The following is an 18,379-nucleotide window of genomic DNA, read 5'->3' as shown; positions in this document are numbered from 1 at the left end:
TAGAACGGCGAGGCGGATTGCCGTTTGAGAGTTTGATCCATGAGCTATGAATTTCATGTCGGCCAGAAGGTGGTCTGCATCAACGACACCTTCAAGCATGTCAGCATCGACCAGCTGATCCGTAAGGGCGAGATCTATACGATCCGCTGGGTGGGCGAATATACCCACTATGTCGACGGCACGTTCATCGGGGTGAAGCTCGCGGAAATCCATCGCGGCAATGATGACGGGCCGGAAGGCTACGGCGCCGCCGACATGCCCTATCGCGCGACGCGCTTCCGGCCGCTGGTGAAGGACAAGATCGCATCGCTGCGCAAGCTTCTGGCGCCGACGCCCGATGCGCCGGTCGAACCGAAGGAAAAGACCAGGAAAAAAGAGAAGGTCTGAGCGCCGCTCCGGCGCTGCAGCGGCCGACAGCCCACAAATCCGTCAGGTTTCGAACGGTGATCTCCGGTTCTGCTGGTTGACATCCATTGACGAACATGTTTGTTACGAACATGTTCGTAAATGGAGATAGGTCAATGGCGCGACAGCCCGGGAGCCGGCGCGAGAGGCCGAGCAAGCCGGCTTTGAGCCGCGATGGGATCGTTGAAGCAGCGTTGCACCTGTTCCATCAGGAAGGACTGGCGAAGGTCACGATGCGGCGTGTGGCCGCCGTGCTCGATACCGGGCCTGCGTCGCTTTACGTTTATATCAGCGACACCGAGGATCTTCACGCCGAGATCCTCGATGCGCTGCTTGCGGGCGTTGCCGTGCCTTCTTCGTCAGCGGATTGGCGCGGCCGGCTGAAAGGCACGCTTCGCAGCTATATGGCGGTGCTTTTCGAGCATCCGGAACTGGCGCGGATGGCAATGTCGACCATGCCGAGCGGAGCGAACTACCTCGCACTTGTCGAGACGATTCTGGCGCTCCTGAACGAGGGTGGCGTGCCGGACGCCGATGCGGCATGGGCGGTCGATCTGCTGCTGCTCTACGCCACGGCGCAGGCCGCCGAAAAGGCCGCCTGGAAGGCATCGTCACGCTCGCCATCGGAGTTCTCCTCGCTGACGGTGGCGATCGAAGTGGCCGATGCCGAGGCGCTGCCCAATATCACGCGGCTCAGCGGCGATCTGCTTTCAGGCGGCGGCGACCGGCTGGATTGGGGATTCGATGTGCTGATCAATGGCGTTCTTGCGACACGACGTGCGGAGACGAAAGCATGATCAACATTCTCGGCGCCGGCCTCGGCGGCCTTGTACTCGCCCGCATCCTGCATATCCACGGAATGGATGTGCGCATCTTCGAAAGCGACGCCTCCCCCTCCGCGCGGCATCAGGGCGGCATGCTCGATATGCATGTGGAGACCGGCCAGATGGCGCTCGAGGCGGCCGGCCTCTACGAGAAGTTTCGCAAGATCGTCCTAGAGGAAGGCGATGCCTTTCGCGTTCTCGACAAGGCGGGCAGGGTGCATCTCGCGGAAGCCGGCAACGATCTGCGTCCCGAAGTCGAGCGCGGCCAATTGCGGGCCATGCTGATCGCATCGCTGCCGGAAGGGATCATCCGGTGGGGGCATCGCGCCACTGCTGTCGCTGCCGCGGCGGATGGCGCCTATATCGTCAGCTTCGCGAACGGGCTATCGGTCCGGACGGACGTGCTGATCGGCGCCGACGGCGCCTGGTCGAAGGTGCGGCCGCTGCTGACCGATAGCGAGCCGGTCTATACCGGCCTGTCTTTTGCGGAAGCGCGTTTGACGGAGGTCTCCGCCCGGTTTCCGGAGCAGGCCGAGATCGTCGGGACGGGGACGATGATGGCGCTTTCCGAACGCAAGGGCATTCTGGCTCACCGCGAGCCGGGCGATATGATCTGCAGCTACGCTGCCTTCGAGGCGCCGGCCGAGTGGTCGGCCGAAGTCATGTCGAAGGCCGGAGGCCTGCTCGGAGACGTGCTGGCGCGGTTCGATGACTGGGACCGGTCGCTCGTCGATCTCATCGCCGGGAGCGAGGCGCCTTTGGTTGCAAGGCCGCTCTTTGCCTTGCCCGTCGGCCTTCGCTGGGGTCGCAGGGCCGGTGTCACCCTGATCGGCGATGCCGCGCATCTGATGTCTCCTTTCGCCGGTGAGGGCGCCAATCTCGCCATGCGCGACGGCGCGGACCTGGCCCAGGCGATCCTCGCTCATGACGATATCGAGGCGGCGCTCGCCAGCTACGAAACCGCCATGTTTCCCCGCAGCGAAAGCGCTGCTCAGGAATCAACCGCGGGTCTTGCTCTCTGCTTCAACGACCAGGCGCCGCATCCTCTCGTCGATTTCTTCCTCGGCATACGTTCGGGGGTGGAGGCGGTTGCTACGTGATAGGCAATCTCCGGGAATTCTTCACGCTCACCGCCGGCACTGTTCTCGGCGATCTCGGCCGGACGCGTTCCTGAAAGACGGCGATCCGATCAGGCCGTTTTCCTGCTGAGGAACAGCCCGGTCTCCTTGCTGACATCGAGCGCGCCGCTGCCTTGCCTGAAGGCATCGGCGATCGCCCTGCGAAAACCGCTGAGCTGAGGCTCGCCGGCGCCTTCGCCGGGCGGATAAGAGGTCAGGGCCAGGAAGACATCCTCGGGTTCGGTGATCCGCATGCTTGCCGGATACTGCGACATGGCGACGTTTCCGAATCGCGTCCGCATCATTTGCTCGGCGGCGTCATATCCAAAGGCTACGGCTGCCGGATCGGTCGGCGCGCTGCCGAAGACGGTCGTCAGGCGATAGATCTCGCGCATATTGCCGATGCCGTTGGTGGTGACCGCGAGAAAGCCGCCCGGTTTCAGCACCCTCGCCATCTCCGCGATGCCGGCGGCGGGGTCGGGCAGGTGATAGAGCATATGCATGGCGATCACGAGGTCGAAGGCGCCGTCTTCGAAGGGAAGTGTGGCGGCATCGGCTCGGCAGCCTCGAACGGAACCGAAGGGCAGTGCGCCGCAGCGCGCCACTGCCTCGTCGACCATGCCTGGCGAAAGGTCGGCGAGCGTCAGCTGCAGATTCTCCGGCAGCAGACCCGCCGTTGCCGCCCAGAACCATGCCGGCCCGCAGCCGACGTCGAGAACGCGATCTGCCGGTTTCAAAGGCAGTTGCGCGGCAACCCATGGAAACCAGCCCGTTTCGGCGATGGTATATTCGGTATGGAGCCTGGCGCGGGCGGCGAGCTTGCGGCTGTCGCCATATTGTCCCGCATTGCCTTCGGTTATGGAGGACATCTCAACTCTCCGTCTTCCTCGTGACCCCCGAGCCTCGAGGCAAGCCTATAGGCGGCCTCCTTCCCGGACAAGACGTGAATGCGCAACCGGTCCAGCCTGCCTGCGCGGCTGGCCCAATCTTCCGGCAAGATAAATCGTATCCGATTAAATCGGAATGGTGTTGACATCGGATTCGGTTCGACGTATTAACGCGCATCCGATTTAATCGGATACGTTAAAAATCATCAGACCGAAAGGGTACGACAATGACTGAGAAGCTTCTTTTCGCCGGCAAGACCCACATCGCCGGTGGTCGCAACGGCTATGCACGCAGCAGCGACGGTACGCTCGACATCAAGCTGCCGCAGCCGCATCCGGCGGCCGAAAACCTGTTCGGGGCCGCCTGGTCGGCCTGCTATATCGGTGCCATCGAGCTCGCCGCCGCACAGCGGAAGATCACCTTGCCGGCCGGTCCCGAGGTCGATGCCGAAATTACGCTCAACGGCGATAACGGCTCCTACTTCCTGCGTGCACGGCTCAATGTCAGCCTTGCTGACATCGACCGTGAGATTGCACAGGAACTGATCGAGGCGGCCCATGACATCTGCCCTTACTCCAAGGCGGTCCACGGCAATATCGACGTCGAAACCAAGCTTATCTGAACAAGAAGGGCCGGCCTCGCGCCGTCACTTTCAAGCGGGGGTCTGCCGATCGGCGGCAGACCCGCTTCTGAGCCAGCAGCCAGACCTGCCGATCCGGAGAACATGCCATGAGCAACAGCCACGCGGAGCCGCGCCGGGCCTATGACGAGTTTTCGCTTGTCCTCGATCCCGATGTCTACGAGCCTTTGCCTGACGATTGGCTGATCGGCATCACCGATGTCGTCAGCTCAACCGCGGCGATCCGATCGGGACGCTATGAAGACGTCAATTATGCCGGCGCATCGATCATCGCCGCCCTCGGCAACGCCCGGGGTTCGTTCAATTTTCCCTTTGTGTTTCGCGGAGACGGAGCAGCCTTCGCCTTGCCGGCGAACGGCATCATGGCGGCGACCTCGGCATTGCGTGACGTCGCGGGCTTCGCCAAAGCCGAGCTTCATCTCGACCTGCGTGTCGGGCTCGTCACCGTTGGCGAAATCCGTGCCAACGGGCGCGACGTCAGGATCGCGCGCTACGCCGCTTCCGAGAGCGCGACCTATGCGATGTTTGCCGGAGGCGGGCTCAAATGGGCGGAGCGGCAGATCAAGAATGGCCGCTTTCTGGTGAAGCCCGGCCGTTATGCGATGCGGCCTGACCTGACGGGCTTGAGCTGCGACTCGGCGCCATTTCCGAGCCAGCGCGGCGAGATCCTGTCGTTGTTGGTCGAGCCGCGCGACCACACGCGCCCGGAGATCTTTGCGGCGCTGGCAAGACGTGTGCTCGCGGTTTTCGATGCCGCGCCGCGCCGGTCCCATCCGCTTTCCGGAAGGACGGTTATGGCAAGAGAGAAGCAAGTCAGCGCGAAACGCTGGTCGGAGGTCGCCTCCAATTCGGATTTCCGCAAGTTCGACGACGGCCTGCGCCTGACGCTGGACTGCGCGCCGGACCAGATCGACAGCGTCGAAGCCATGCTCGTTGCAGCGCGGGCGCGCGGCGAGATCGATTTCGGGCTGCACCGCCAATCGCATGCGCTGATGACCTGCCTCGTGCCGTCGGGCCAGCCGGATTCGCACCTGCATTTCCTCGACGGAATGGGTGGCGGGTATGCCAAGGCGGCCGAGATGATGGAGGAAGACGCGCTTGCGGAGGGAAGGCAGCGCGCTCTGTAGGGGCGCGCCACTTCTTTTCCGTCATCATGCCTGCCGGTTCGTTTGCGGTCTGAGCAGGTTTAAGAGCATTTCACCAAGCTGAGGCGGCGCCAGTTCGGTTTCGCGTTCTACCTCCGCGGCAGTAAACCATCTGAGCGCCGTGTGTTCATCGCCGATAAGTCGCGGAGAGTCCTGCCATCGGTCGACGCGATAGACATGGAAGGTGGCGGATGCCCCGGGCGGGCTTTCCGAAGCGAACTCTCCGGCCAACAGCCAGTGCTGCGGCGTCACGCCGATTTCCTCCAGCAATTCCCGGCGCAGTGTGGTTTCGGCATCTTCGCCGTCTTCGACGTGACCGCCCGGCAGGCTCCACCGATCCGGGTGCATCCTGCGCTCCGAACTTCGCCTGGCGAGAAGAACGCTCCCATTCCCGATCAATGCACCGATTGCGATCTCGGGCATGTCACTAGGCGAAGACATGTGCCGCGATCATGATTTTTGCAGCTCCGCCTGCGCCCGTAGCAGGTTGTCGCGCAGCCGCGTCACTGATTTCTGCACGACGGGGAAATCGTCGCCAAGGCCGGTGGCGTCGATCAGGGCTGAGCCGGGATTGGTTTCGAGAAGATCGCGCCCCGCTGGCGTCAGGCTGACACGCACCTGGCGTTCATCGGCGGGATCGCGGTGGCGGGTGATAAAGCCGGCCGACTCCAGCTTCTTCAGAATGGGCGTCAGCGTGTTGGATTCGAGGAACAGCTTTTCTCCCAGCATGCTAACCGTCTGGTTGTCCTCCTCGCAGAGGGCCACCATGGCAATATACTGCGTATAGGTCAGGCCGAGCGCGTCGAGGATCGGCTTGTAGGCGCGGCCGAAGGCGAGATTGGCCGAATAGACCGCGAAGCACAGGAAGGTCGACAGCTTCCTGCTGCCGGCCTCGTTGAAGGCGGGCGCAGCCGTGTCGGGCTTTTCTGCGGTTTTAGACGTGATCATGGCTCTATCCTGTCCGGGGTTTTAATAACTATATATATCGCATCCGATTAAATCGCAACGGTGCAAGTGGTGTTTCGAAAAGGCCGGTGCCGTCGGCCCAGGCTTAGGCGAATTTCTCCGTCGCAGCGGTGAAGCCGCCGGAGGAGCCGGATGGTTCGACGCATTCTGGGATGAGCGGTATTGAAGGGCGCTGACGGTCGATCCGCAGCCGGTGCTTTCCCGCAGCGAGCTCAGCCATGCCGACTGGCACGTGCTCGACCTCGTCTATCTCTCGACCGGCGCGTTTCGCATCGGCGGCTGGCTGCCGCTGCCGCGGAGGGCAGGTGCGGTGCGGCCTCGGCGCCGCTTTCCATCTGATATTTCTGGATTGCGGTTACGGCCAACGCAGTGCCGCCGTCGCCACCGGCGCGTCCCAGAGAGCGATTTCCTCGTCGGTCAGCAAAGCAAGGGTGACAGACAGCCCCTGCATGTCGAGCGAGGTGACGTAGGTTCCAACAAGCGAGCGCTCGATCGGAATGCCTCTTTCCTCGATGAAACGGCGGGCGCTGTTATAGGCGAGGTAGAGTTCGGCGGGCGGCGTGCCGCCGAGGCCGTTGACGAACAGCAGGGCTCGCATGCCCGGCGCTGCCGCGATGTCATCGGCGATGGTTTCGCAGAGATGTCCGATGATGGCGTCGGCGGCGGCGAAGGGCTGCCTGACATGGCCGGGCTCGCCGTGGATGCCGACGCCCATTTCCATTTCGCCGGGTCCGAGCGCAAATGTCTTGCGTTCGGTCTGCGGCACTGTCACGCCGTTCAGGGCCACACCCATCGAGCGGTAGCGTCTGTTCAATCCCTCGCCAAGCTGCTTCAATTCGGCAAGCGACATTCCGCGTTCGGCCGCGGCACCTATGAGCTTTTCGACGATCAGCGTTCCGGCGACGCCGCGCCGGCCGCGGCCTTCGCCTGTTCTCGACGTCTCGATATCGTCGCTGACGACGACCATGTCGAGGCTGTGGCGGTCGCCGGCCATCTCGATCGCCATTTCGAAATTCATCAGGTCGCCATCGTAATTCTTGACCACGAGCAGGCAGCCGGCGCCGGTGTCCGCCTCCTCAATGGCGGCAATGATCTGGCTCGGTGTCGGCGAGGTGAAGATATGGCCGACACAGGCGGCATCCAGCATTCCCTGGCCGATGAAGCCGATATGCATCGGTTCATGGCCGGCGCCGCCGCCTGAGATGAGCGCCACCTTGCCCAACGTGAGGTGGCGGCGGCGGATGCATTTGCGCTCGGCCCCGAACACCACGAAGGCCTCATGGGCGCGCACGAAGCCTTCGACGCTTTCGGCGACCATGGTTTCCGCAGTGTTCATGAACTTCTTCATCAAGCCCCTCCCAGAGCCAAGCATTACGCCACGTCAGTTCACTGCTCACTCGCTTCTGAAATCGCGACGATCTTCTGCACAAGATCGGAGATCGCCTCTTCGAGCAGGCGGTTTTTGCGATCGTCACCGAAGTCAGGCACCATCAGCGACAGGTGCCGCAATTTCTCAGAATGGCCGAGATCCGGCAGCTTGCCGGGATGGGCAGCCTGATAGGCTTCGAGAAAGCGCTCCTCTTCAGCGGCGCTGAAATGGCAGACACGGACGATGGTTGCCAGATGGCGCGCCGGCAGCGGGGTCGCATATGTCGGACTGGTGATCTGGGTAACGAAGCTGCGATGTTTGCCAAGCGCCGTCGCCAGGCGCTGGCGCGTGCCCGATGGCCTGTTGTCGATGATCTGCGCCAGAATGGACTTGTAGACGATAATGGCGTCTTCGGTGTCTTCGCGCGCCATTCTATTCTCCGGCTGCCTTTGTGCCATCGGCATTGAGACCGATGATTGCCGAGCTGATCGCGGGACGCCGGGCCGGCGCCACGGAAAAATGCCGGAGGCCAACGGCGAGCAGCCCGGAGAGATAGCGGGGATCGCCGGCCATATCGCCGCAGATGCTAACGGGCTTGCCGGCGGCAAGCTTCACCGCCTGGGCAATAAGCCGGAGCACGGCGGGTGCGGCCTTGCCGGCATCGACGTTGATGTCGTCGCGGGCGGATGCGGCAAGATACTGTGTGAGATCGTTGGTTCCGAACGAGAAGAACGCCGCCGACCCGAAGGTGTCGAGCATCAATGCGGCCGATGGTACCTCAACCATCATGCCGATCGGCGGCATCCGGTGTGGCAGCGAACGGCGGCCGAGCCTTTCGGCTTCTTCCCGGAATATCTCGCGCATCCTGTCGATTTCCTCGGGAAAAGTCACCATCGGCAGCATCACCGAGAGCTTGCCGTAGACGGCGGCGCGCAGCAGGGCGCGGGCCTGCACACGGGCAATTTCCGGCCGGGCAAGCAGCAGCCGGATGCCGCGCAGGCCCGGTTCGAGAATCAGCATGTCTTCGAGGCCGGTGAGCGGCTTATCGCCGCCGATGTCGAGCATTCTTATGATCACTGGCTTTTCCCCCGCCTGTTCCAGCACACGGCGATAGATCGCCACTTGCCTTTCCTCGTTGGCGGCATCGGCGAGCGAAGTGACCGAAAATTCCGAGCGCATCAGGCCGACGCCCGCTGTTGCCGGATCGAGCGCGTCGATCTCGGCGGGATCGTTGATGTTGATGGAGATGAGGATCGGCACGCTGTCCGCCGTGCGGAGCTCGCCGCTTACGGTTTGCGTGTCGACGGCAGGCACTTGAGTGGGTGCCGGCGGCGGGATCAGCATGCCGCCCGCCTGCAGAATGACCGCACCGGCGTCGCCATCCACACTGACAGGATCGCCGTCTGCGGCTGAAAAGCGCCCGGTGGCGACAACCATCGGCACGGATTTCGCCCGTGCGAGCAGGGCGACATGGCCGGCGGTGCTGCCCGCAAACAGCGCGATGCCGCCGCCTTTCGACCAGTCGTGGGCGAGAAAGCGACTTGGCTCCATGTCCTTGCCGACGAAGACCGAGCCGGCCGGGAAATCGGCAACCGGGGTGCCGGCGAGCGCGCCGAGCACACGGTTCTTGATGTCGAGAATATCGACGGCACGCGCCCGCATCTGTTCCTCGTCGGCCGCTTCGAGTTCGCTGATATAGGCGTCGAGCGTGGCGACCCAGGCGAAGACCACGTTCTGGTCCTTTTCCATACGCGCGCCGGTCGCTTCCGCGATCGTTGGATCTCGCAGCACCTCGATCTGAAAATCGATGATATCGCGGCTTTCGGCATCGGCGCCCTCGGCAAGGCGCTCGAGTTCGCCGATCGAGATATCGATCGCCTTTTCCAGCGCGCCGAATCCGCCGGCGATTTGAGGCGGGAGATCGGCGTCCGGCCGCTCGGCGGCGGAAGGAGCTTTCGGCTCCTCCGCGAGAAAGGCCGGGCCGGATGCGACGCCCGGGGATGCGCTCTTTGCTTTCAGCCTAAGCGGTTCGGCCATGTTTCTTTTCCTCATCGAAATTGCGCTCGATGAGTTCCTTCAGCGCACGGATCGCCTCTTCGGCGAGAATGCCGTCGGCGCGGATCCGGAGGACAGACCCTTTGCGGATTCTCGCATTCATGATCTTGATGATGCTCTTGCCGTTCAGCCAAACGTCGCTGCCGTTGACTGCGACCTCGATCGAACAAGGGAAGGACTTGGCAAGCCGCGTGAAGGTGACGGAGGGGCGGGCATGCAGCCCGACGCCGTGCTTGACTTCCACCTCCGTCTGGCAGTTCACATGCAATGGACCAGGCTCCTGTTTTTCAATACGCAATCCGTTCGTCATCAGGGGGACAGTTCCTCGGCTGTAGCGACGACCTTGGCCAGTGACGCGCCCCCCGACGCTTCGGCAGCAGCGATGACGGCGCCTTCGACCAAAGGCGCGTTGCAAATGGAGACGAGCGCCGAACGGGGAAGCCCCAGCATTTCGATCGCCATCTCGCTGTTGGTTTCGGCGCCGCCGAGATCGACGAAGACGGCGACGCCGGCATCGGACCAGGCGGCTTCGATCGCCCTCAGGATGCCGCCAGCATCGGTACCGAGTTCGCCGTGGACATTGCCGCCCGACCAAGCGAGCGGCACGCAGTCGCCGACCATCTGGCGCACCATGTCGGCTATGCCGCGTGCCACCAGCGGCGAGTGGGAAACGATCACGATACCCACGTTTGCGGTCTTAGCAGTCATGTCGGTCCTTGCATTCATTGGGGCCGCTGCTCCCCGAGATAGCGGCAGATCGCAGTGGTCAGCAACGCGCAGCTCCACGCGCCGGGATCGACGTGGCCGATCGAACGGTCGCCGAGATAAGCCGCACGCCCGCGCATTGCCTTCATCGCGGCGGTCCTATTGGCGGAACGTTCGGCCTTGCGGGCGATGTCACCGAGTGGTGATCGCTTCGCCAGTGCCGCATGTACGGGATAGAGTACGTCGAGTAGGGTCTTGTCGCCCGTATGGGCGCGTCCGCGCCTTGCCACCGCGTCGATCGCGTGTTTCAGCACCTGCGGAAAATCGGCCGCTTCCTCACTTTTGCGAAGCTCGCGGCCGATCTCCATCAGCAACGTGCCGTAAAGCGGGCCGGCCGCACCGCCGACATTCATCACCAGCGCCAGGCCGATCTTTTCCACCGCGTCGGGGAAGGGCAGGTTGGACAGGCTCTCGCCCTCGGCGCTCACCGCCTCGCAGCCGCGCCGCATATTGGTTCCGTGATCGCCATCGCCGATGGCGCGATCGAGCGCGCAAAGGTGATCGGTATTCTCCGCGATCGTCGCGCGGCACACCTCGATCAATCCTGCCACCAGCATCGGTTCCGCCAGCACTGCCGTCCTCCCTGTCGCCACATCTCCCGCGCGGCTCTCAAACTTTACGCCGCTCAGGCCAGGCTTGCCACCACGCCGAACGCGCCAGCAACGGCGACCGCACCGGGATCGGCAACCCCCGCCAGATCCCTTTCTCCGACATAGGAGGCGCGTCCGGCTCTCGCCTTCGTCATCGTCTTCGTCGACTCCGCACCCGCTGCGGCTGCCTTTGCGGCTGCGCCGACATCGCCGGATGCGAGCGCCTGCAGGGCAGGTGAGAGCGCATCGACCATCGTCCGGTCGCCGACTGAGGCTCCACCATAGAACGTCATCCTGTCGAGCCCGGCAAGAAGGGCTGCCGATATATCGGCCTTGTCGGCCATCGCCTTTGCCGCCGCTGTGAAGAAGATCGACAGCAGCACGCCGCTCGATCCGCCCATGCTGGTACGGAGAATATCGCCAAGCGAGGCGAGCGTTGCCGCCGGCCGGTCGAGCGGCAGCATGTCCAGGCGCGCAAGCACGCTGCGGGCGCCCGTCGCCACCGTCGAGCCGGTATCGCCGTCGCCGACGCGGCCGTCCAGCCTATTGAGTTCGCTTTCCTGCGAAATCAGATGCTCACAGAGCGCCGTGATCAGGCGACGGTTGCGGCTGTTCTCCCCGGCCACTGCCGCGCCGTTCAATCCGGCTGATGTTTTCGGCGCGGCGATGATCTGGATCTCGTGGAGCTCGACGGCCGGCACCCAGGCATGCGGTTCGACCGTAGCCGTCAGCGCCGCTTCACGCGCGGCATCCAGCCGGATCAGCGACAGCGAGAAACCGTTCATGTTGAGCGCAGTCATCATCGGCGCTGGGCCGATGATCAGCCGGATGCGGCGGCCAAGCGATGAGGACAGCACGGCATTGGCGATGACGGTCATTTCGAGCGGCGGCACGGCGCCGAGATTGTTGATGAGGAGGGCGTGACTTGCCCCCTCGCGCAGCGCAGGCGACAGGCGCGCCACCATGGTGGCGACGATATCGGCGACTGGCTGCATGGCGATACGCTCAAGGCCGGGCTCGCCATGGATGCCGAGGCCGAGTTCGCCTTCATCAGCGCCGAGACGGTCCTCATGCGCCTGGCCGGGCACGCTGCAGGTGGAGAGAGACATGCCGAGCGAGACGATATCGCCAGCCGCACTTCTGGCCTGGGCTGTGACCGTTGTCAGGTCCTCGCCCCTTTCGGCGTGATAGCCAACGATCTTATGGACGAACAGCGTGCCGGCGACGCCGCGCGGCTGGTTGATGCCGGGGATGGCGATGTCGTCGGCGACGATGACCATCTCGACGTCAAAGCCTTCGGCGCGCGCCTTTTCGGCGGCGAGGCCGAAATTCAGGCGGTCGCCGGTGTAGTTCTTGACGATCAGCAGGGCGCCCTTAGGGCCCGTCACGGCGCGAATCGCCGTCAGCACGGCATCGACACTCGGGGACGCAAAGATTTCGCCGGAGACGGCTGCCGTCAGCATGCCCTTGCCGACGAAGCCAGCATGCGAAGGCTCATGGCCGGCGCCGCCGCCGGAGATGATCGCCACCTTCGACTTGTCCCAGTCCGCGCGCAGGATCACCTTGATGTCGGGAAAGCTGTCGAGGCGGGCGAGACGACCGTTGCCGCTCGTCAAAAGCAGACCGTCCAGAGCTTCGGTAACGATGGTTTCCCTGCGGTTGAAAAAGTGTTTCATCGATTGAGACCCGTCTGTTTGTTTTTCATGCCGTCGTCATGTGTGTTTGCCGGTCAGGATAGGCGCTGTCCAGCCGCATCGAAATAAAGCGGATCGCGCAGCGTCAGGCTGATCCGGTCGCCCGGCGCGATCGCCAGATATGGATCTGCAAGTGTGACGAGCTTGTGATTGCCAGCTCTAATATGGAGATGGTTTTGGTCGCCGAGATGCTCGATCCAGTCGATCTCGGCATTGGTGTCCTTGCCGACAATGATATCGAGATGTTCGGTGCGGGCGCCGACTGTTTTTGTACCAGCCGGCGGCTGACCGCCGGGAAGCAGGTCCGCCGGCAGAAGGTTGATATGCGGCTGGCCGAGGCGGGCGGCGACATGCAGGTTGGCGGGATTGCTGTAGATTTCGCGCGGCGTTCCGACCTGCATCAGCCGGCCCTCGGCAACGATGCCGATACGGTCGGCCATGGTCATGGCTTCCACCTGGTCGTGGGTGACATAGAGCAGCGTCGAGCCCAACTCCTTCTGGATGCGCTTCAGCTCCAGGCGGAGTTCGGCGCGCAGCTTGGCGTCGAGCGAAGACAGGGGCTCGTCCATCAGATAGATCGCCGGCCGGCGCACCAGTGCCCGGCCGATCGCGACACGCTGCATCTCGCCGCCGGAAAGCCTGGTCGAGCGGTTGGCGAGTTTATGGTCGATCCGGACCATGCGCGCGACCTCGCGCACGCGGCGGTCGATCATCTCGGCGCTCAGCTTGCGCACAGGCGCCTTCAGCGGGAAGGCGAGGTTGTCGTAGACCGTCATGTGCGGATAGAGCGAATATTGCTGGAAGACGAAGGCGACATCGCGTTCGGCGGGCGCCTCAGTGGCGACATTGCGGCCACCGATTTCGATGCGGCCGCTGTCCGGCTTTTCCAAGCCGGCGATCAGCCGCAGCGTCGTGGTCTTGCCGGCGCCTGTGGGACCGAGCAGCACGACGAATTCGCCGTCGCGGATCGACATATCGAGATCGGCCAAAGCTTGAGTATCGCCGAAGCGCTTGGCGAGGTTCCTAAGGACGACGTCAGCCATGCCGGGTCTCCTGATAAAGCTGCGATGGCACCGCGCGGCCCGACGTGCAGTCGAAGAGCGTGAGTTTTACCGGGTTGAATTCCAAGCCGACGGTCTCGCCGATCCGGAAGGTGCGATTGGCGGGAACGCGGGCCTTTATAAGGCTGCCCCGAGTTTCGACAGCCACGACCTGATTGGTGCCGAGATATTCGCTGCCGTAGACGGCGCCGCGAAGGGGCGACGCATCGCTGAAGCGGATATGCTCCGGCCGCACGCCGAGCGCCAGCTCGCTCTCGGCCATGTCCTGATGGATCTCGGGAACAGCGACATCGACTCCATCGATCACGATGGACGTGTCGCCGCTTTTCAGGCCCGAGGTGAAGCGCATGAAGTTCATCGGCGGCGAGCCGATGAAATCGGCGACATACATGGTCGCGGGCTTGGCATAGATCTCCTGCGGCGTGCCGAACTGCTCGATGACGCCATGGTTCATGACGGCGATCTTGTCGGCCATCGCCATTGCCTCGTGCTGGTCATGAGTGACGTAGACGGTGGTGGCATGGATGCGGTTGTGCAGTTCGCGCAGCTCGTGGACCATGACCTCGCGGAACTCGGCGTCGAGCGTGCCGAGCGGCTCGTCCATCAGGAAGCATTTCGGGCGCCGGACGATGGCGCGGCCGAGCGCCACACGCTGCCGGTCGCCGCCGGCAAGGCCGGAGACTGAGCGGTTGAGAATATGATCGATCTGTAGGAGCCGCGCGGTCTCTTCGACGCGCTGACGGATTTCGGCCTTGGGCATGCCCTGTGACAGCAAGGGGAAGCCGATATTCTTGCGCACATTCATATGCGGGTAGAGCGCAAAGAGCTGGAAGACGAAGGCTATGTCGCGGGCGCTGGCGCGGTTGAAGGTGACGTCCTCCCCGTCGAGATAGATCTTGCCGCTCGAGGGCAGCTCGAGGCCGGCGATCATGCGAAGCGTCGTCGTCTTGCCGCAGCCTGATGGACCGAGCAGCGCCAGGAACTCGCCGTCATGGACGGTGAAGCTCGAATCCTGAACGGCAACGAAGCTGCCGAATTCCTTGCGGAGATTTTCAATCCGGATGTCCGCCATGGTTCACTCCGCGAATTTCGAAACGATGATGAACATGACGGTGCCTGCAAGCAGGGTGACCAGCGAATAGGTGTAGAGCACCAGCAGGAAGGGCTGGAACAGCATCAGGAAGCCGAGGCCGATCAGCACGGTGGCGATGGCCTCCATCGGGCCGCGCCGCAGGAAGAACGGCCGTTTCGGACGGGCAGGGGTGCGTGTTTGGATCAGATGGTTCATTTGCGGACGGCTCCGAAGGTGATGCCGCGCAGCAGCTGCTTGCGCAGAAGGATGGTGAAGACGAGGATCGGGATCAGGAAGATCGTCGTACCGGCGGCAACGGCCGGCCAGTCCTGCCCGCCCTCACCGATGATCGTCGGGATGAAGGGCGGTGCGGTCTGGGCGTCGCCTGAGGTCAGCAGGGCGGCAAACGCATATTCGTTCCAGGCGAAGATCAGGCAAAAGATCGCGGTGGCGGCGATGCCGGTCGTTGCCTGCGGCAGCACGACCTTGCGGAAGGCCTGCAGCCGCGTATAGCCGTCGATCATCGCCGCTTCCTCATATTCGCGCGGGATCTCGTCGATGAAGCCCTTGAGCAGCCAGACGGCGAGCGAGACGTTGACCGCGGTGTAGAGCAGGATCATGCCGAGCGCCGTGTCCGACAGGCCGAGCTCGCGATACATGAGGTAGATCGGGATGGCGACGGCGATCGGGGGCATCATGCGCGTCGACAGGATGAAGAACAGCAGGTCGTCGGCGAGTGGCACCTTGAAGCGGGAAAAGCCATAGGCGGCGAGCGTGCCGAGGAAGACCGCGAGGAAGGTGGAGCCGAAGGCGATGACAAGCGAATTGACGAAGCGCGGCACGAAATTCGACGGGCCTGCTATCACCATGTTCCGCTTGCGCGTCACCTCATCGCAAGTGCCGACCGGCGCCGGCAGCGAGGCGATATAATCCGGCGTCTGCCGGGTGCGCGTCGTGAACAGGTTGCAATAGCCCTCGAGCGACGGGGTAAAGACGATCTTGGGTGGATAGCTGATCGAATCCGGCGGCGACTTGATGCTGGTCAGGAAGATCCAGACGAGCGGGATGAGGGTGATCAGCGCGTACAGTACGACGATGGTGCCGGCGATGCGCTTGTTGGACAGGCTCGGTTCAACGACCGAATGGGCGGAGTTAGCGGCACTCATCGTTGCTTCACCTTGTTCAATGCCTTGACGTAAATGTTGGCGAGGCCGAACACCGCGACGAAGAGGATGATGGCGAAGGCCGAGGCCCGGCCGGTCGCCCAGCTTTCGAACGCGGCGCGCTTAAGCGTGATCGAGGCGACTTCGGTGACCGAGCCTGGCCCGCCGCCGGTGAGCAGTGTCACCATGTCGAACATCTTGAAATTCTCGATGCCGCGGAAGAGCACGGCGAGCATGATGAAGGGCAGGGCCATCGGGACGGTGATCGACCAGAACTGGCGCCCCGGCGAAGCGCGGTCGACCTCGGCCGCCTCGTAGATATAGTCAGGGATCGAGCGCAGGCCGGCGAGGCAGATCAGCATCACATAGGGCGTCCACATCCAGGTGTCGACGATGATGATCGCCCAGGGCGCCAAAGAGACATTGCCGAGCATCTGGATATCGGAAGTCGGAATGCCTGAGACCAGCGACACGGCATAGGCGAAGAGCCCGATCTGTGGCTCGTAGAGAAAGCGCCAGAAATTGCCGACCACAGCGGGCGACAGCATCATCGGGATTAGGATGATTGTCGTCCAGAAGGCATGGCCGCGAAACTTGCGGTCGATCAGGTAGGCGAGCGTGAAGCCGATCACCGTCTGCAGCAGGATCGTCCAGAAGACGAAATGTGCGGTGGTCTGCATCGCCTGCCAGATGTCGGGATCGTTGAGGACGCGCTCGTAATTCCCGAGGCCGACGCCCTGCACCGGCGCATTCGGCCGATTGGCGCGGTAATTGGTGAAGGAGAGATAGAGCGCCCATAGCAGCGGGAAGATGTTGATCGCCAGCAGCAATGTGATGGCCGGCGCAATGAACAGCCAGGCGATTGCCCTGTCGGAGAGGCCGCGGACGCGCCGGGCGACCGAGACCGGCGTTGCCCTTGCTGTCGCATCGGCCGCCTTCTCGACAATGGAGGAATGGGAAATTGTCAATTCTTCACCCAGTCTATTGCGATTTGGAAGATCTGGCGGCCCGGCTCGTCTGCCGATCCGGGCCGCCATCCTGGTGAGGATGGCGCGCGGAGGGATTCCGCCTGTCCCGTCGTCCGACACTAGATCTTGCCGTCGTCCTTGAACACGTCGCTCCAGTCCTTCACCAGGCCGTCGAGCGCTTCCTTGGCGGTACCGTTGCCCGCGACCACGTAGTTGTGGACGCGCTTCTGCATGGCCTGCAGCAGCGAAGCATAGCTCGGCTCGGCCCAGAAATCCTTGACGATCGCCATCGAGTCCAGGAAGGCCTGGGCATAGGGCTGGCTCTTGGCAAAATCCGGCGCGTTAACGACGGAGTTCAGGCAGGAAAACCCGCCGAGCTCCCACCATTTGGCCTGCACATCGGGCTGTGCGAACCACTTGATGTATTGCAGGGCGGCGTCGCGCTTCTCGGAGTAGGAAACCACCGAGATGCCCTGGCCGCCGAGCTGGGCGAAATGCGCCTTTTCAGCCGGATTGGGGAAGAAGCCGATCCTGTCGCCGCCAACCTTCTCGTCCTTGTAGAGGCCAGGCCAGGTGAAGGCGAAGTTCATCTGCATGGCGACCTGTCCGGATTTGAAGGCGTCGGCGGATTCGACCATGTAGACGTTGGAGCTGCCGGGCGGGGTGCAGCAATCATAGAGCGACTTGTAGAATTCGAGGCCCTTGACCGCGTCGGCCGAGTTGACGAAGCCCTCCATGTCATAAGGCTTCTTCGGATTGTCGTACTGGAAGCCCCAGTCGTAGAGGACGTTGGTCACGCCCATGGTGATGCCTTCGGAGCCGCGCTCGGTATAGATCGAGGCGCCATAGACGGTCTTGCCGTCGATCTGGCGCTTCTGGAAGAACTCGGCGATATGCTTCAGCTCGTCATAGGTCTTCGGGGCCGCGAGATCGTGGCCGTATTTCGCCTTGAATTCCTTCTGCAGTTCCGGCTTCTCGAACCAGTCCTTGCGATAGGTCCAGCCGACGACATCGCCCATGGCCGGCAGCGCCCAGTAGTTCGGCGTGTTCTTCGGCCATTCCGAGTAGCCGACGACCGTCGCCGGCACGAAGTCATCCATCTTGATGCCTTCCTTGTCGAAGAAGTCGTTGAGCTTGACGTAGTGGCCGTTCTCGGCCGAGCCGCCGATCCACTGGCTGTCGCCAATAATGAGGTCGCAGAGCTTGCCATGGGAATTCAGCTCGTTGAGGAAGCGGTCGGCATAACTCGTCCAGGGAACGAATTCGAACTTCATCTGCGTGCCAGTCTTGGCGGTGAAATCCTTCGATAGCTCGACCAGCGCATTCGCGGGGTCCCAGGCGGCCCAACACAGCGTCAGTTCATCGGCTTTGGCGAGATTGGGCAATGCCGACGACGTGACAAGCGCCGTGGCCAGCCCCAAAAGGGCTTTCGATGTTTTCTGCATAAGTTCCTCCCAGAACCAAGGCCGGCTCCCGCCAGCGTCGCACGTTCACCCATTTCAGAGAATGCTCACATGAACTCCTCACTCATCATGTTTAGCAATATGTTTAGTGATATCTATTTTTATAAACATTGCAAGTGACAATCGTTGCTGCAGTGCACAGGTAGTTCACCTATCTCCAGGAGCGGTCTTTCGGGTGATCTGGGGAAATTTC

21 protein-coding genes and 1 pseudogene are annotated in these 18,379 nt (G+C 62.8%); 6 read left to right on the top strand and 16 right to left on the bottom strand.

Going from position 1 to position 18,379, the window contains the following annotated elements; genetic code table 11:
• Window positions 1-39: 39 nt before the first annotated feature.
• From Tal182_RS13750 to Tal182_RS13740, 3 genes are all read left to right on the top strand, one after another.
• Window positions 40-387, top strand: coding sequence for a hypothetical protein (locus Tal182_RS13750; protein WP_008535048.1), 348 nt, complete (start codon window positions 40-42; stop codon window positions 385-387).
• 134 nt (window positions 388-521) lie between these two features.
• A complete protein-coding gene (locus Tal182_RS13745; RefSeq protein WP_245344769.1) occupies window positions 522-1,202 on the top strand; it encodes a TetR/AcrR family transcriptional regulator in 681 nt (226 codons plus the stop codon).
• Complete coding sequence (locus tag Tal182_RS13740) at window positions 1,199-2,329, top strand: NAD(P)/FAD-dependent oxidoreductase (RefSeq protein ID WP_085859764.1); 1,131 nt, start codon at window positions 1,199-1,201, stop codon at window positions 2,327-2,329. The genes Tal182_RS13745 and Tal182_RS13740 overlap by 4 nt, the downstream gene beginning before the upstream one ends.
• Window positions 2,330-2,418: 89 nt before the next feature.
• Here Tal182_RS13740 and Tal182_RS13735 read toward each other — a convergent pair whose 3' ends face one another.
• Window positions 2,419-3,216, bottom strand: coding sequence for a class I SAM-dependent methyltransferase (locus Tal182_RS13735; protein ID WP_085859763.1), 798 nt, complete (start codon window positions 3,214-3,216; stop codon window positions 2,419-2,421).
• A 245-nt stretch (window positions 3,217-3,461) separates the two neighbouring features.
• Here Tal182_RS13735 and Tal182_RS13730 point away from each other — a divergent pair, with 245 nt between their 5' ends.
• On the top strand, window positions 3,462-3,857 hold the full coding sequence (locus Tal182_RS13730) for an Ohr family peroxiredoxin (RefSeq protein ID WP_085859762.1): 396 nt from the start codon (window positions 3,462-3,464) through the stop codon (window positions 3,855-3,857).
• A gap of 107 nt (window positions 3,858-3,964) precedes the next feature.
• Entirely contained in the window at window positions 3,965-5,002 is a 1,038-nt protein-coding gene (locus Tal182_RS13725) for a DUF3095 family protein (RefSeq protein WP_085859761.1), read from the top strand.
• 24 nt (window positions 5,003-5,026) lie between these two features.
• Here Tal182_RS13725 and Tal182_RS13720 read toward each other — a convergent pair whose 3' ends face one another.
• Window positions 5,027-5,443: an NUDIX domain-containing protein gene (locus Tal182_RS13720; protein ID WP_085859760.1), complete on the bottom strand. Its 417-nt coding sequence runs from the start codon at window positions 5,441-5,443 to the stop codon at window positions 5,027-5,029.
• 27 nt (window positions 5,444-5,470) lie between these two features.
• Window positions 5,471-5,968: a MarR family transcriptional regulator gene (locus Tal182_RS13715; RefSeq protein ID WP_085859759.1), complete on the bottom strand. Its 498-nt coding sequence runs from the start codon at window positions 5,966-5,968 to the stop codon at window positions 5,471-5,473.
• Between the two features lie 125 nt (window positions 5,969-6,093).
• On the opposite strand from Tal182_RS13715, the pseudogene Tal182_RS32740 reads away from it, so the two are divergent.
• Window positions 6,094-6,302: pseudogene (locus Tal182_RS32740) on the top strand (acetylxylan esterase); the annotation flags it as partial.
• A gap of 39 nt (window positions 6,303-6,341) precedes the next feature.
• Here Tal182_RS32740 and Tal182_RS13705 read toward each other — a convergent pair.
• From Tal182_RS13705 to Tal182_RS13645, 13 genes are all read right to left on the bottom strand, one after another.
• Window positions 6,342-7,334, bottom strand: a complete 993-nt coding sequence (locus tag Tal182_RS13705) for a dihydroxyacetone kinase subunit DhaK (protein WP_064803292.1) — start codon at window positions 7,332-7,334, stop codon at window positions 6,342-6,344.
• A 38-nt stretch (window positions 7,335-7,372) separates the two neighbouring features.
• On the bottom strand, window positions 7,373-7,786 hold the full coding sequence (locus Tal182_RS13700; RefSeq protein WP_064803291.1) for a hypothetical protein: 414 nt from the start codon (window positions 7,784-7,786) through the stop codon (window positions 7,373-7,375).
• A 1-nt stretch (window position 7,787) separates the two neighbouring features.
• Entirely contained in the window at window positions 7,788-9,392 is a 1,605-nt protein-coding gene (locus tag Tal182_RS13695; protein ID WP_085859758.1) for a putative PEP-binding protein, read from the bottom strand.
• A complete protein-coding gene (locus Tal182_RS13690) occupies window positions 9,376-9,720 on the bottom strand; it encodes an HPr family phosphocarrier protein (RefSeq protein ID WP_064803287.1) in 345 nt (114 codons plus the stop codon). The genes Tal182_RS13695 and Tal182_RS13690 overlap by 17 nt, the downstream gene beginning before the upstream one ends.
• Complete coding sequence (gene dhaM, locus Tal182_RS13685; protein WP_064806193.1) at window positions 9,720-10,118, bottom strand: dihydroxyacetone kinase phosphoryl donor subunit DhaM; 399 nt, start codon at window positions 10,116-10,118, stop codon at window positions 9,720-9,722. The genes Tal182_RS13690 and dhaM overlap by 1 nt, the downstream gene beginning before the upstream one ends.
• Window positions 10,119-10,132: 14 nt before the next feature.
• Window positions 10,133-10,732: a dihydroxyacetone kinase subunit DhaL gene (dhaL, locus tag Tal182_RS13680; protein WP_085860932.1), complete on the bottom strand. Its 600-nt coding sequence runs from the start codon at window positions 10,730-10,732 to the stop codon at window positions 10,133-10,135.
• Window positions 10,733-10,800: 68 nt separating this feature from the next.
• Window positions 10,801-12,441 (bottom strand): dihydroxyacetone kinase subunit DhaK, encoded by a 1,641-nt coding sequence (locus Tal182_RS13675; RefSeq protein ID WP_064810609.1) that lies wholly within the window; start codon window positions 12,439-12,441, stop codon window positions 10,801-10,803.
• Window positions 12,442-12,494: 53 nt separating this feature from the next.
• On the bottom strand, window positions 12,495-13,502 hold the full coding sequence (locus tag Tal182_RS13670; RefSeq protein ID WP_085859757.1) for an ABC transporter ATP-binding protein: 1,008 nt from the start codon (window positions 13,500-13,502) through the stop codon (window positions 12,495-12,497).
• Complete coding sequence (locus Tal182_RS13665; RefSeq protein ID WP_085859756.1) at window positions 13,495-14,592, bottom strand: ABC transporter ATP-binding protein; 1,098 nt, start codon at window positions 14,590-14,592, stop codon at window positions 13,495-13,497. Before Tal182_RS13665 ends, Tal182_RS13670 begins: the two co-directional genes overlap by 8 nt.
• A gap of 3 nt (window positions 14,593-14,595) precedes the next feature.
• The gene (locus Tal182_RS13660) at window positions 14,596-14,808 is read right to left on the bottom strand and encodes a hypothetical protein (protein WP_064803280.1); all 213 of its coding nucleotides are present in this window, start codon (window positions 14,806-14,808) and stop codon (window positions 14,596-14,598) included.
• Complete coding sequence (locus Tal182_RS13655; protein WP_064803278.1) at window positions 14,805-15,758, bottom strand: carbohydrate ABC transporter permease; 954 nt, start codon at window positions 15,756-15,758, stop codon at window positions 14,805-14,807. Before Tal182_RS13655 ends, Tal182_RS13660 begins: the two co-directional genes overlap by 4 nt.
• On the bottom strand, window positions 15,755-16,723 hold the full coding sequence (locus tag Tal182_RS13650; RefSeq protein ID WP_085860931.1) for a sugar ABC transporter permease: 969 nt from the start codon (window positions 16,721-16,723) through the stop codon (window positions 15,755-15,757). The genes Tal182_RS13655 and Tal182_RS13650 overlap by 4 nt, the downstream gene beginning before the upstream one ends.
• A gap of 119 nt (window positions 16,724-16,842) precedes the next feature.
• Complete coding sequence (locus Tal182_RS13645) at window positions 16,843-18,168, bottom strand: ABC transporter substrate-binding protein (protein WP_085859755.1); 1,326 nt, start codon at window positions 18,166-18,168, stop codon at window positions 16,843-16,845.
• Between the last annotated feature and the right edge of the window lie 211 nt (window positions 18,169-18,379).

It is taken from the genome of Rhizobium sp. TAL182 (genome assembly GCF_002117725.1).
In the GTDB taxonomy this organism is placed as follows: domain Bacteria; phylum Pseudomonadota; class Alphaproteobacteria; order Rhizobiales; family Rhizobiaceae; genus Rhizobium; species Rhizobium esperanzae.
Note: the sequence above shows the minus strand (reverse complement) of the source record. Positions and strands in the feature narration are given on the sequence as shown.

Coding starts and splice junctions, on each gene's coding strand:
- Tal182_RS13750 (WP_008535048.1), top strand. CDS start 40: ATGAGCTATGAATTTCATGTCGGCCAGAAGGTGGTCTGCATCAACGAC.
- Tal182_RS13745 (WP_245344769.1), top strand. CDS start 522: ATGGCGCGACAGCCCGGGAGCCGGCGCGAGAGGCCGAGCAAGCCGGCT.
- Tal182_RS13740 (WP_085859764.1), top strand. CDS start 1,199: ATGATCAACATTCTCGGCGCCGGCCTCGGCGGCCTTGTACTCGCCCGC.
- Tal182_RS13735 (WP_085859763.1), bottom strand. CDS start 3,216: ATGTCCTCCATAACCGAAGGCAATGCGGGACAATATGGCGACAGCCGC.
- Tal182_RS13730 (WP_085859762.1), top strand. CDS start 3,462: ATGACTGAGAAGCTTCTTTTCGCCGGCAAGACCCACATCGCCGGTGGT.
- Tal182_RS13725 (WP_085859761.1), top strand. CDS start 3,965: ATGAGCAACAGCCACGCGGAGCCGCGCCGGGCCTATGACGAGTTTTCG.
- Tal182_RS13720 (WP_085859760.1), bottom strand. CDS start 5,443: ATGCCCGAGATCGCAATCGGTGCATTGATCGGGAATGGGAGCGTTCTT.
- Tal182_RS13715 (WP_085859759.1), bottom strand. CDS start 5,968: ATGATCACGTCTAAAACCGCAGAAAAGCCCGACACGGCTGCGCCCGCC.
- Tal182_RS13705 (WP_064803292.1), bottom strand. CDS start 7,334: ATGAAGAAGTTCATGAACACTGCGGAAACCATGGTCGCCGAAAGCGTC.
- Tal182_RS13700 (WP_064803291.1), bottom strand. CDS start 7,786: ATGGCGCGCGAAGACACCGAAGACGCCATTATCGTCTACAAGTCCATT.
- Tal182_RS13695 (WP_085859758.1), bottom strand. CDS start 9,392: ATGGCCGAACCGCTTAGGCTGAAAGCAAAGAGCGCATCCCCGGGCGTC.
- Tal182_RS13690 (WP_064803287.1), bottom strand. CDS start 9,720: ATGACGAACGGATTGCGTATTGAAAAACAGGAGCCTGGTCCATTGCAT.
- dhaM (WP_064806193.1), bottom strand. CDS start 10,118: ATGACTGCTAAGACCGCAAACGTGGGTATCGTGATCGTTTCCCACTCG.
- dhaL (WP_085860932.1), bottom strand. CDS start 10,732: ATGCTGGTGGCAGGATTGATCGAGGTGTGCCGCGCGACGATCGCGGAG.
- Tal182_RS13675 (WP_064810609.1), bottom strand. CDS start 12,441: ATGAAACACTTTTTCAACCGCAGGGAAACCATCGTTACCGAAGCTCTG.
- Tal182_RS13670 (WP_085859757.1), bottom strand. CDS start 13,502: ATGGCTGACGTCGTCCTTAGGAACCTCGCCAAGCGCTTCGGCGATACT.
- Tal182_RS13665 (WP_085859756.1), bottom strand. CDS start 14,592: ATGGCGGACATCCGGATTGAAAATCTCCGCAAGGAATTCGGCAGCTTC.
- Tal182_RS13660 (WP_064803280.1), bottom strand. CDS start 14,808: ATGAACCATCTGATCCAAACACGCACCCCTGCCCGTCCGAAACGGCCG.
- Tal182_RS13655 (WP_064803278.1), bottom strand. CDS start 15,758: ATGAGTGCCGCTAACTCCGCCCATTCGGTCGTTGAACCGAGCCTGTCC.
- Tal182_RS13645 (WP_085859755.1), bottom strand. CDS start 18,168: ATGCAGAAAACATCGAAAGCCCTTTTGGGGCTGGCCACGGCGCTTGTC.